This is a genomic window from Salmonella sp. NW177 (genome assembly GCF_051811585.1).
In the GTDB taxonomy this organism is placed as follows: domain Bacteria; phylum Pseudomonadota; class Gammaproteobacteria; order Enterobacterales; family Enterobacteriaceae; genus Salmonella; species Salmonella enterica.
In genome coordinates, this window is the sequence record NZ_JAMMZV010000002.1 from 416,647 (window position 1) to 429,384 (window position 12,738).

A 12,738-nucleotide genomic window follows, 5' to 3' on the forward strand; every position below is an offset into this window, starting at 1 on the left:
TAGGCCTGGTCCCTTAAGGAGAGGACGATGGTCGCGGTAAGAAGTGCACATATTAATAAAGCTGGTGAATTTGATCCGAAGAAGTGGATCGCAAGCCTGGGAATTTCCAGCCAGCAGTCGTGTGAGCGCTTAGCCGAAACCTGGGCGTATTGCCTGCAACAGACACAAGGACATCCGGATGCGGATCTGTTGCTGTGGCGTGGCGTGGAGATGGTAGAAATTCTTTCCACGCTGAGTATGGATATCGACACGCTGCGGGCGGCGCTACTGTTCCCTCTGGCCGACGCCAACGTAGTCAGCGAAGATGTACTGCGCGAAAGCGTCGGCAAATCTATCGTTACCCTGATTCATGGCGTGCGCGATATGGCGGCGATCCGTCAGCTAAACGCCACTCATAACGACTCTGTTTCTTCGGAGCAGGTTGATAACGTCCGTCGAATGTTATTGGCGATGGTGGATGATTTCCGCTGCGTGGTGATCAAACTGGCCGAGCGAATCGCTCATTTGCGCGAAGTGAAAGAGGCGCCGGAAGATGAGCGCGTGCTGGCGGCGAAAGAATGTACCAACATCTATGCGCCGCTCGCTAATCGTCTGGGCATCGGGCAACTGAAGTGGGAACTGGAAGACTACTGTTTCCGCTACCTGCATCCGGCGGAATACAAACGCATCGCCAAACTGCTGCATGAGCGCCGTCTCGATCGCGAACATTACATCGAAGAGTTTGTTGGACATCTGCGCGCCGAAATGAAAAACGAAGGCGTGCAGGCGGAAGTCTACGGACGACCAAAACATATTTATAGCATCTGGCGCAAAATGCAGAAAAAGCATCTGGCGTTTGATGAACTCTTTGACGTGCGCGCCGTGCGTATTGTCGCTGAACGTCTGCAGGACTGCTACGCCGCGTTGGGGATAGTGCATACGCACTATCGTCACCTGCCGGATGAATTCGATGATTATGTCGCTAACCCGAAACCGAACGGTTACCAGTCTATCCACACCGTGGTCCTGGGGCCGGGCGGTAAAACCGTTGAGATCCAGATCCGTACCAAACAGATGCATGAAGACGCCGAACTGGGCGTGGCGGCACACTGGAAGTATAAAGAAGGCGCCGCGTCCGGCGGCGTGCGCTCCGGTCATGAAGACAGAATTGCGTGGCTGCGTAAGCTGATCGCCTGGCAGGAAGAGATGGCCGATTCCGGCGAAATGCTGGATGAAGTGCGCAGCCAGGTGTTTGACGATCGGGTCTACGTTTTTACGCCAAAAGGCGACGTGGTTGACTTGCCTGCTGGATCTACGCCGCTCGATTTTGCTTACCACATCCACAGCGATGTCGGGCACCGCTGCATCGGCGCGAAAATCGGCGGCCGTATTGTGCCATTCACATATCAGTTGCAGATGGGCGATCAGGTTGAAATTATCACTCAGAAGCAGCCGAATCCCAGCCGCGACTGGCTGAATCCAAACCTGGGCTATGTGACGACCAGCCGCGGACGCTCGAAAATTCACGCCTGGTTCCGTAAACAGGACCGTGACAAAAATATCCTGGCTGGACGGCAGATCCTCGACGATGAGCTGGCGCATTTGGGGATTAGCCTGAAAGAGGCCGAGAAACATCTGCTGCCGCGCTACAACTTTAATGAGCTGGAAGAGTTGCTGGCGGCGATAGGCGGCGGCGATATCCGTCTTAATCAGATGGTGAATTTCCTGCAATCGCAGTTCAATAAGCCGAGTGCAGAGGAGCAGGATGCAGCGGCGCTGAAACAGCTTCAACAAAAAACATACGCGCCGCAAAATCGTCGTAAAGACGACGGGCGCGTGGTGGTAGAAGGCGTGGGTAATTTGATGCACCACATTGCCCGCTGCTGCCAGCCGATTCCGGGGGATGAAATTGTCGGCTTCATTACTCAGGGGCGAGGGATTTCCGTGCACCGGGCCGACTGCGAACAGCTGGCGGAACTGCGCTCCCATGCGCCGGAGCGGATCGTAGAGGCGGTATGGGGCGAGAGCTACTCGGCGGGATATTCGCTGGTGGTGCGCGTCCAGGCCAACGATCGCAGCGGTTTATTGCGTGATATCACCACCATTCTGGCTAACGAAAAAGTCAACGTGCTGGGCGTCGCCAGCCGCAGCGACATTAAGCAGCAGATCGCCACCATTGATATGACCATCGAGATCTACAACCTGCAGGTGCTGGGCCGCGTGCTCGGTAAGCTGAACCAGGTGCCGGATGTGATTGATGCACGGCGACTGCACGGGGGGTAAAGTGAAACGTTATTATCTACAAAGTAGTCTGATATATCTACCCGTTATACTTTACGTTGCCTGTGTGTTGGCATGGCCCGGCTCTCCGGGCCTCGCCCTAAAGGGCCGCCGTAAGTGGCGTTCACATCGGCCTTGCCAATTTGTCCTCGCTCCCCCCAGTCACTGACCAGCGTAAGCCCTGGGGATTGATGGGGGACATCCTTGTCCCCCACCGCAGGCAGCCTTCGGCTGTTCAAATTCGTATCAGACGAATTTGTCACTGCGTCGCCGCCTGCCTGCAACTCGAATTATTTAGGGTATATGAGTATAAAAGTATGCAATCGTAAACTCAGATCTATTAAGAAAAATACTATTGCCAGGGCAAAATAACTGTCACGCTGCAATTAGTATCAACGTTTATTCGTTCCCAGTTGCCGATTATTCTTCCCAGTTCGCCATTGTTGCATGCCCCCATATCACCATTCCTACATTGATAATCTACATTTGTTTTAATCCTGCTATCAGCACAAACTACATTGATCGTGCTATTTTCCAATGTATAATCGAATCCTTCACCCCACGTGACATTTTTCTCCTTATACATCAAATAAATTTTCCCTAGTTCTATATTTTCTGCCTTATCGTTATAATGAAGTTCATTATAATTTAACACGGAGTTCTTATCCAAAGACGCAGTTATGAAACCAATCGGCGATGCAACCGTATAAGTTGAATTGTTATTCGTAAAAACAGAACCTGTCCCAGAATGATATTTGTATTGACCGCATCCAGGTACCGTAAAAATAAACCCGGGATCATATAGTGGTGGCATTGTTATGTTAGAAATAACACCCGTATTAGGGGTTGGTGTTATTGCGCCTGTATTAATTACTACTGCACCACCAATCGCCATACCCTGAAATCCACTGCCATCCATCGGGATCTCTGTTATATATCTCATTGTTCCTGTAGCATATAATTTACTTTCGATAATTGACATGCCATTATCTGTCCTTACAGGTACAGCTTTGTCTGTGTCATAACCAGTAACAAAGCATGTTATGCCGTAATAACCAGGAAAATTACCATTGAGTAATGTACACTGGGCATCTGTATTAACTTTGACATCTGCTGTTGTATATAAATTAACTGTTATGCCACCAATAAACATAGATATGAGACTTCCATTAAGCAGGGTTGCCTCATATTTTGCTGGAATAACAGTGCTATCATGCGGCCAGCTTTTGCATTGTGAGAATTCAGCCTGTTGAGCCTGAGGTATTACTAAATAATTTGTTGAGTCACGTATTACTAATGGTTCAATCATTACATTTTGGTTAATGGCCTGAGTTATCCCAGGATATGCAATTATACTTAGAAAAAATAATGCTTTTTGATTCATTTAAATTTCCATTATTTAAATAAAATATTAGAAATGAGTATATGACTTGAGAAGTTACTGATATTCAAAACTCACTGTTGCGCTACCCGAAAATTCCCCCGGCATAACATCTTCACCAGCGTATTTTTGCAGCCAGGCCTGCAAGTTGATGGTGGTAATCCCTTCCTTCAGCACAAAAGCTGTACCCTCTGTTGCATTGATACTCACTGGTTGCTGTGCAGCCGTTTCCACGCCAATCGCAAAACCACTGGCTTCCGACGAGGGCTCCAGCGCCAGCAGTCCGGGCAGGGTACTGTCTTCAACGCCCTGAAAGGTCACCAGCACGCCGTTGGCTAGCGCTGTTTTGCAATCATGGAGGCTAAGTGTGAATGGAACAGGAGTCGTTTGCCCGCTGGCGTCGAAATTGTCACTGCCAATAGTATGAAAATCCACCGTCGCCATCGTGTCATTATCCACTACCAGGTTACAGGCGCCGGCAACCAGCTTACCGCTGTAGTGCACATTAGGCGTGGCGGCAGGTAGCGTATTGCAAACCGCCCATAACATTACGCCTCCGATCAAATGCCCGGCAGTTTGAAAAATACGGTTCATTGGTAATCCACCTGTAACGTGGCAAAAGCCTCAAAATCGCCTTCGGCAGGCTCTTTACCGGGCTGTTTTACCGGCACGGCTTTTAGTGTGGGAAGCGATGATTCATCGATGGTTAGCGACGTGCCGGGAGGAAACACCGTGCCGTTCTGCTGAAGTTCAATGCCCAGTTCAGGGACATTGGTGGTTAAGGCATTTGCGGAGTAAGGCGTCGCCGTGCCCAGATAGCTCAACGTAAAAGTTAATGCGTCATTGCGAAAGCTGCTGTCGCAGGTAAGGGTCCACGGGATCTCGGTCAGGTAATTGACGCCGTCAATATTATCAATAATGACGCTACCAAAACTGACCTCCAGCGTTTCACCGTTATTGATAGTACAGGCGGGCGGGTTTATCAGTTTGCCGTGAAAGGTCAAATTGTCGGCGCAGGCAAACTGGGTGATTAAAAGCGTCAGGATAAGCACCCTTTTCACTATGAATCTCTCCATCACTGGTAATCCACGACTAACGTCGCACTGGCGTTAAAATCGCCACCCGCTAACTGCGTGGTGGGCTCTTTAACCGGTACGGCTTCCAGCTCCGGCCCATTGCTGCCGCTCAGGGTGAAGTTCAGCCAATCCGTTATGCCAACCGGAACCAGTTGCTTATTGCCCGCCTGCTGAATACGGATGCCTAACCCCTGCACCGAAGTTTGCAGAACCTGCTCCCCGCTGATGGTGGTGGTGGTCCCCTGAATTTGTAGCTTCAGATAGTCACTCGCTCTGCCATCGCAGTTCAGGCTGTAGCCCACAGGTTTCGTTTGAGAAACATCGCCAACTTTGGTGGTCAGGACATCGCCAAACTCTACGGAAGCGCCGCCTATCGTACAGGGCGGTGGTTGAGTGACGACCAGATGTAGCTCCAGTTGCACGGTTTTTGTGCCGGCAGCCTCGGTGCCGGCAACGAATCCACCGCACAGCAGCACCAGCATTTTCCAGCGAGTCAACATCGTCATGGATCTCTTTCGCACAGGATTACTTATTCGCTTTCTTCTCAGCGTCACGGGTTTTTTCCTCATTGACCTTGCAGGTATTCCCTGAGCAGGTGAAAACCAGCAGGCGATGGCCGCCGTAATCATCGACGTAGCCCACCACCGGCGAGCTGCCGAGCGAGGCACCTTTGATGGGAGAGGTCACTTTTTCACGCGGGGCAATCAGCAGGTTTTTAAAGCCGGAGGCGGTTTCGTTCTCTTTGCTACCGGCATTGCTGATGACGAGGTAAAACGGTGTGGGGTTGTCGAAGATCACACCATCGCCCTGGTAGGTCAGCGTGAGCTTCGTCTGCCACGGGTGCGTCTTATCCACCTGCCGGGCGACGGCTACCGGGCGGTAGAAAAACTTAATACGCGTTTGCAGCGCCAGCTGGAGCGTATTAGGCTTATCGCTTTTCGGCGGAATTTCCCGCACGTTGAAATAAAACAGACTTTCCCGGTCCTGCGGTAGGCTAGCCGCGGCTGGTAACGGCTGGACTTTAACCTGCCCGTCGGATTTTGGCTCAATACGCTGCAGCGGCGGCAGGGCGGTAAAATAGCGGGTATCTTTGGCGAACTTATCGTCTTCCAGCCACGCCTGTGCGAGATAGGGCAGAGTGGCGTTGCCGTTTTTCAGCGTGACGGTGATTGAATTTTCATTGCCGTTAAAAATAACGCGGGTACGATCCGGCACAATCGCGCTGTGCGATACCAGCGGCGCAGCCAGTAATACCGAAGCGATAAGCGCCTGGCGCTTAAAATGGTTGGTCTTGTTCATTACGGGTTCCCTTTATTCCATATCCTTGCGATTCACCGCATGGTTGTCAGCCAGCGGTATGGGCGGGGTTTGAGTGGTTGTCGCCACCGGCGCGGCCGGTTGGCCATCGGTTTGCGTATGTTCCTGGATTAGCGGTTGCGCAGGCAGCGGAGAACTTTTCTGCGGTGCGGTGGGGGGCTGACCTTCCAGCATTTTGCACGGCAGCAATAGCGCGTTGGCCAATAGCTCTGGTGTAAACGTGGGCGGGAGTGATGCTTCACACTGCGCCGCGCCATCCCAGAAGACTTTCAATGTTTCCCCGGCTTTTACGCCCGCCAGCCAGGCGTTGCCGTCATCGGCCACCAGGCCCAACTGCTGCTGGCGTTCGTTTTTCACTTCGGCGCCGAACGGTGGGAGGTCGCCGTCTGCCAGCCGGAAAACCGCCATCATTTTCTCGCCGCTGACCACGTCAAAGTGACGGTAGCCGATGGCGCCTTCGGTGAGCGTGATCTGCACAACCGACTTAGTTGCTTCCGCCTTCTCCGGCAATTTGTTCAGATCGATACGCGCCAGGCTGCGCGAATAGCTTCCGACATCCGCAATCACGGCCTTGCCGAAAATGTTGGTTGAGGTTGGCGAGCCGTTACCGCTAACGGGGACGTCCGCAATGCCGTCGGTATCAACCAGCAAACGTGTGCTGCCCGCTAAACTTCCCCGGTGTAGCGCGCCGCCCTGGGTGGTCAGCGTCATGCCGCCGCGCAGCGACATACCCAGCGAACGGTACGATCCTTCTTCATAATCCGCGCTCAGATCGATGTCCGTCAGCGCGCCCTGATGGCTGTAATAACCGTCTGCCTGCGCGCCTTGTTCATCCTGCCCGACGTGAAGCTGCCAGTTATCGCCGTTCTGGCTGTGGCCGGAATAGCCGAGCTGATTACGGTGTTGACTACCGTTAAACGTACCGTTGTAGCTGATGGAATCATTGCCCCAGGGAACAGACAGCGAGATATAGACGCCATCATCTTTATCACCGTTATATTCGCTGCGATAGCCGTTCAGCGACGCACTGAGATTTTTTATCGACCCTAAGTCGAAGTACCAGGAAAGAGACAGGTTATAGTTACTCTGATCCGGGCTGTCCCAGAAGGTACTGCGTGAGTAGCTGAAATAGGCGCTCATGCCCTGTTCACGGAAGTTCTGGTTATAGGTGACCGTATAGCGTTCTTTTTCGTGACCGGCATTGAGATGATGATAGGTTTTCGCATCCAGATAGTCGCTCATGCTCATAAAGTTCTTTTCTGAGAAGCGGTATCCGGCAAAGGTTAGTCGGCTGTCGATTTCATCAAAGTCACGGGAGTAGCTGATGCGATATGAGTTACCCTGCAGCGTTTCGCCGTCAAACCCGTCGTCTTGCGGCATGTGGGCGATGGAGTGCGTAATGTCGACCGCCACCGCGCCCACCACGCCAAGATCCTTACCGCTTCCCAGCGCCACGGCCTGATAGTTGCTTTCTCCAATTGCGCCGCCATATAGCGACCAGCCGTTGGTGACCCCCCACGAAGCTTCCGCCGAGGCGAATGTGCCGGTAATGGGGTGATGATCCCAGTCCTGCGGGCGGCCCAGCGCCATCTTGTAGCGCACCATGCCGGGGCGCGTCAGGAAGGGAACCGATGCGGTGTTAACGTCAAACTCCTGGGTCTGACCGTTCTGCTCTTCCACGGTGACGTGCAACGTACCGGAAACGGACTGGTTGAGATCCTGAATACGGAACGGTCCTGCGGGCACCTGCGTTTCATACAGTACGCGCCCCTGCCAGGAGACTTTGACTTTTGCGTTAGAACGCGCAATGCCCACGATCTCCGGCGCATAGCCGCGCAGTTTCGGCGGCAGCATCTGATCGTCAGAAACGACGCTGGCACCGATATAGTTAAAGCTGTCGAAAACATCGGACTGGAGATAGCTTTCGCCCAGCGTAAGTTTGGCCCCGAGCGTCGGTAGTGCGCGATAGGCGTAGTAGCGGCTCCAGCTCTGATCGTGGTGGGTGGAAGTGTTCTCGTCATCGTCACGATGGTCGTAGCTGGCCTGCCAGTCGGCCCGCAGTCGCCATGCGCCCAGGTTCGCGCCTAACGTCCCGTTGCCGCTGATGCTTTGCTCTTCGCTGCCGCTTTCTTGATCGTGGCGGAGCTGATTATTAATGTTGTAATCCAGAATGATGCCGGGAATACCATTATCCCAGCGGGCGGGCGGGTCCCAGTCGACATCGCTGTATTCCATATACGCCTGGGGTAAATTCACCAACAGCGTGGAGTGCCCCAGGTCGGCCTGAAAATCCATGCCTTTCAGTGAATCTGGCGCCAGACATTGTCGTTCACCGTGCGTTATCCAGACGAGTTTTTCCGCGAGTTCCGGTTTTATACCCAATTGCGTAACTAATTCTGGTTCTGCGCAAACCTCACTTCCTTGTGGATCATGTTCTGGAATAACCCAGTTAACAGGAAATTCCTGCGGCAGAGTCTGTCCGTTAATTTTAATTTGTAGGAGGTAGACGCCTGGCAGAATAAAACCCTTACGAGAAAACTGTGCAATGTTAACGTTATCGCGATTTTTTACATCGAGGAAATCGGTATTAAATTCGATGTCTTTGCCTGACGCGCTATAAGGGGAGGCGCTTAGAAGCATTCCCACTCCGCACGCTATTGGGCAAAGAACACTTTTCCATGTGTTATTCATCAAATATATTCCGCAATAAAACTCAACAGGAATACCCTACCTAAAGCGGCAGGGTATTATCGTCGTGACTCTGTGAACTGAATTACAGGTAAGAGATAGTGACGTTGGCGGCGCTGCTGAATTCACCTGTGCCTACGGTGCCGGTTGCTGCGCCAACCAGCCAGGCGGTGAAATTCAGGCTTTGCTTCTCATCAAGGATGCTGTCTCCGTCCAGGTCCGCAATGGCCTGTGTATAGGTATCGCCCAGTTTGATATTGTTTTTGCCAGCATCGCCGATTGCCAGGCTTACGTTGCTAATAGCGCCAGTGCCGTCAGTCTTCATCAGCGCGAGATTATCCGTGGCGCCTGTAGCCGCTGTGGTTCCACTACCTGTAGTGAATACCACATTCATATTTTTCTCGGTAGCCCAGGTACAACCCTCAAGATCGATATGAAAGGTACGGGCATTGTTGATGGTCGTTTTACCATTACTCAGCGTGCCATTACCGATACTTGAACCCATATTGACTGTTTGATCTTCCGTATCCAATGTGACGGAGCAGGGGGAGTCAACAATATTACCAAGGAAAGTGACCTTCGCTGTGTTGCTACCCGCGGCTTGAGCGCCGGAGACAATTCCCATAACTAAAGATGCAGTTACTGCCAGTTTACAAAAATGAGATGACTTCATCGTGTTATCCTTAATTAACGTGTTTTATGGCAACATTTTGTACGCGTATACCAAGGGATATGCGGCATAGAGCCATGCTGCGGGCTTTGGGTAAAAAATAGGTCATAATAAAAATATTATATTTCTACATTTTTATGAGTATATTCTTATGAGCTGAATGATCGCACCTGCTCATAGAATATTATATGTAATACTTTCAATATATTTATTTCATGTATGTTCCAGAAAAAACAAAAAAGCGGTCTTTTTTGAATATTAAACTGGCGTGCATGCTACTCGTTTTTCCGTAAAAGTGAAATAATTTATTTTTTTAAAAGGGAAGGCTCTTTGGGTGGGGTGCTTATAGTGTTTGCATAATTTTTTTACTTAATTGATGTTATTTATAATGTCTGGTGCAAATATCTGTTTTTTTAATAAATTAGTTATATGATTATTATATTGTTGTGTATCGATTAATAATTTTAAAGTTATACGGGGAAGGTAGTATTCAACACCTGTTAACAATATATTTTATTATATAGGCGTTACCGTAGTGTCTCTGTGCGTGAATGGTTAAGAATAATACGTTACAATTGTCGCTGGTATTTACAACCGATTAAAAACCATGACAACTAACCATCAAATTGACCGTCTTCTCACCCTCATGCAGCGCCTGCGTGACCCGGAAAACGGCTGCCCGTGGGATAAAGAGCAGACCTTCGCCAGCATCGCGCCTTATACGCTGGAAGAAACCTATGAAGTACTGGATGCGATTGCGCGTGAGGATTTTGACGACTTGCGCGGCGAACTGGGCGACCTGTTGTTCCAGGTGGTGTTTTACGCGCAGATGGCGCAGGAAGAAGGCCGCTTCGATTTTAATGATATCTGCGCTGCCATCAGCGACAAGCTGGAGCGCCGCCATCCGCATGTTTTTGGCGAGCTTTCCGCGGATAATAGCGAAGAAGTCTTAGCTCGCTGGGAGCAAATCAAAACGGAAGAGCGCGCGCAAAAAGCGCAGCATTCCGCGCTGGACGATATTCCGCGCAGCTTACCGGCCTTGATGCGCGCGCAAAAAATCCAGAAACGGTGTTCAAACGTGGGCTTCGACTGGACGACGCTGGGACCGGTCGTCGATAAGGTCTATGAAGAGATCGATGAGGTCATGTTTGAGGCGCGGCAGGCGGTTGTTGATCAGGCTAAACTGGAAGAGGAAATGGGCGATTTGCTCTTTGCCACGGTCAACATGGCGCGTCATTTAGGTACGAAAGCGGAGCTCGCTTTGCAAAAAGCGAACGATAAATTTGAACGTCGTTTTCGCGAAGTTGAACGTATTGTCGCAGCCAGAGGCCTGGAAATGACCGGGGTGGACCTGGAAACAATGGAAGAAGTTTGGCAGGAAGTAAAACGCCAGGAAATTGATCTCTAAAGGTTTTAGGCGGTCAAGAGCGATTTGTGTGATTTTTTAAATAACAAGCGCTTGATTTACGTCAAAAACATTTACCTCAAAGGGGCTATTTTCTCCCTCCCTGTGTGAATGTCAGCCTGACGAAGAGGAGGAATAATGAAAGTTTGTGGCGTAGGTCATGTTCGGGTATACTGCTTTCCCGTCCTGGTTATTCCATCGTCTTTTAAACCTAACTTCTCAGGTTCCGCATGACAACGAACTATATTTTTGTGACCGGCGGGGTCGTATCCTCTCTGGGTAAAGGCATTGCCGCAGCCTCCCTCGCAGCCATTCTGGAAGCCCGTGGTCTCAACGTGACCATCATGAAACTGGATCCGTACATCAACGTCGATCCGGGTACTATGAGCCCAATCCAACACGGGGAAGTGTTCGTTACTGAAGACGGCGCTGAAACCGACCTGGACCTGGGGCACTACGAGCGTTTCATCCGCACCAAGATGTCTCGCCGCAACAACTTCACGACTGGCCGTATCTACTCCGACGTTCTGCGTAAAGAACGCCGTGGCGACTATCTGGGCGCAACCGTACAGGTAATCCCTCACATCACTAACGCGATTAAAGAGCGCGTGCTGGAAGGCGGCGAAGGCCACGATGTGGTACTGGTGGAAATCGGCGGTACCGTCGGTGATATCGAATCGCTGCCGTTTCTTGAGGCGATTCGTCAATTGGCGGTAGATATCGGTCGTGAACACGCGCTGTTTATGCACCTGACGCTGGTACCTTACCTGGCGGCTGCGGGCGAAGTGAAAACTAAACCGACTCAGCACTCCGTGAAAGAGCTGCTGTCTATCGGTATTCAGCCCGATATTCTGATTTGTCGTTCCGATCGCGCGGTTCCTGCCAACGAGCGTGCAAAAATTGCATTGTTCTGTAATGTGCCGGAAAAAGCCGTTATTTCAATGAAAGATGTCGATTCCATTTATAAAATTCCAGGCCTGTTGAAATCTCAGGGGCTTGATGATTATATTTGTAAACGATTCAGCTTGAACTGTCCGGAAGCTAACCTGTCTGAATGGGAACAGGTCATTTACGAAGAAGCGAACCCGGCAGGCGAAGTGACTATCGGCATGGTCGGCAAATATATTGAACTGCCGGATGCCTATAAGTCGGTGATCGAAGCGCTGAAACACGGTGGTCTGAAAAACCGCGTTACCGTCAACATCAAATTGATCGATTCGCAAGATGTTGAAACGCGCGGCGTCGAAATTCTGAAAGATTTGGACGCTATCCTGATCCCCGGCGGCTTCGGCTATCGTGGCGTTGAAGGTAAAATCGCCACTGCGCGCTATGCGCGTGAAAACAATATTCCTTATCTGGGCATTTGCCTGGGGATGCAGGTTGCGTTGATTGAGTTCGCTCGTAACGTGGCCGGCATGGACAACGCCAACTCAACGGAATTTGTGCCAGACTGTAAGTACCCGGTTGTGGCGTTAATTACCGAGTGGCGCGATGAAGACGGTAACGTTGAAGTCCGTAGCGAGAAAAGCGATCTGGGCGGCACCATGCGCCTGGGCGCGCAGCAGTGCCAGCTTAGCGATGACAGTCTGGTACGTCAGTTGTACGGCGCGTCGACGATTGTTGAACGTCATCGCCATCGTTACGAAGTCAACAATATGTTGTTGAAACAAATTGAAGCAGCGGGTCTGCGTGTCGCAGGCCGTTCCGGTGATGATCAGTTAGTCGAGATCATTGAGGTACCGAATCATCCGTGGTTCGTGGCCTGTCAGTTCCATCCGGAATTTACTTCCACGCCGCGTGATGGACATCCGTTGTTCGCTGGCTTTGTTAAAGCCGCCAACGAGCATCAGAAACGTCAGGCGAAGTAAAAAAGTTAGAACGGCGGTGCACCCTCAGTGGTGCACCGTTTGTCTGAAGTTTTAGTTTAACTAGTGACTTGAGG

Annotated in this window: 10 protein-coding genes; 3 read left to right on the top strand and 7 right to left on the bottom strand. The window is 51.1% G+C overall.

Annotation, left to right across the window (positions count from 1 at the left end):
- Nucleotides 1-27 precede the first annotated feature (27 nt).
- Nucleotides 28-2,262 (top strand): GTP diphosphokinase, encoded by a 2,235-nt coding sequence (gene relA, locus NA986_RS08680; RefSeq protein WP_000226841.1) that lies wholly within the window; start codon nt 28-30, stop codon nt 2,260-2,262.
- 349 nt (nt 2,263-2,611) lie between these two features.
- On the opposite strand, the gene NA986_RS08685 is transcribed toward relA, so the two are convergent.
- From NA986_RS08685 to NA986_RS08715, 7 genes are all read right to left on the bottom strand, one after another.
- A complete protein-coding gene (locus NA986_RS08685; protein ID WP_001071987.1) occupies nt 2,612-3,643 on the bottom strand; it encodes a hypothetical protein in 1,032 nt (343 codons plus the stop codon).
- 54 nt (nt 3,644-3,697) lie between these two features.
- On the bottom strand, nt 3,698-4,234 hold the full coding sequence (locus NA986_RS08690; protein WP_023215990.1) for a fimbrial protein: 537 nt from the start codon (nt 4,232-4,234) through the stop codon (nt 3,698-3,700).
- A complete protein-coding gene (locus NA986_RS08695) occupies nt 4,231-4,701 on the bottom strand; it encodes a fimbrial protein (RefSeq protein WP_023215991.1) in 471 nt (156 codons plus the stop codon). The genes NA986_RS08690 and NA986_RS08695 overlap by 4 nt, the downstream gene beginning before the upstream one ends.
- A 14-nt stretch (nt 4,702-4,715) precedes the next feature.
- The gene (locus NA986_RS08700; RefSeq protein ID WP_070793834.1) at nt 4,716-5,222 is read right to left on the bottom strand and encodes a fimbrial protein; all 507 of its coding nucleotides are present in this window, start codon (nt 5,220-5,222) and stop codon (nt 4,716-4,718) included.
- A 19-nt stretch (nt 5,223-5,241) separates the two neighbouring features.
- Complete coding sequence (locus tag NA986_RS08705) at nt 5,242-6,015, bottom strand: fimbria/pilus periplasmic chaperone (RefSeq protein WP_001044459.1); 774 nt, start codon at nt 6,013-6,015, stop codon at nt 5,242-5,244.
- Nucleotides 6,016-6,027: 12 nt separating this feature from the next.
- On the bottom strand, nt 6,028-8,724 hold the full coding sequence (locus NA986_RS08710) for a fimbrial biogenesis outer membrane usher protein (protein WP_227000481.1): 2,697 nt from the start codon (nt 8,722-8,724) through the stop codon (nt 6,028-6,030).
- A gap of 82 nt (nt 8,725-8,806) precedes the next feature.
- The gene (locus tag NA986_RS08715; protein WP_000842511.1) at nt 8,807-9,394 is read right to left on the bottom strand and encodes a fimbrial protein; all 588 of its coding nucleotides are present in this window, start codon (nt 9,392-9,394) and stop codon (nt 8,807-8,809) included.
- A 604-nt stretch (nt 9,395-9,998) separates the two neighbouring features.
- Between NA986_RS08715 and mazG the strand changes: the two genes are divergently transcribed.
- Both mazG and pyrG read left to right on the top strand, forming a co-directional pair.
- The gene (gene mazG / locus NA986_RS08720; protein ID WP_000210454.1) at nt 9,999-10,799 is read left to right on the top strand and encodes a nucleoside triphosphate pyrophosphohydrolase; all 801 of its coding nucleotides are present in this window, start codon (nt 9,999-10,001) and stop codon (nt 10,797-10,799) included.
- Between the two features lie 227 nt (nt 10,800-11,026).
- Nucleotides 11,027-12,664: a glutamine hydrolyzing CTP synthase gene (pyrG, locus tag NA986_RS08725; RefSeq protein WP_000210863.1), complete on the top strand. Its 1,638-nt coding sequence runs from the start codon at nt 11,027-11,029 to the stop codon at nt 12,662-12,664.
- The last annotated feature ends 74 nt before the right edge of the window (nt 12,665-12,738 follow it).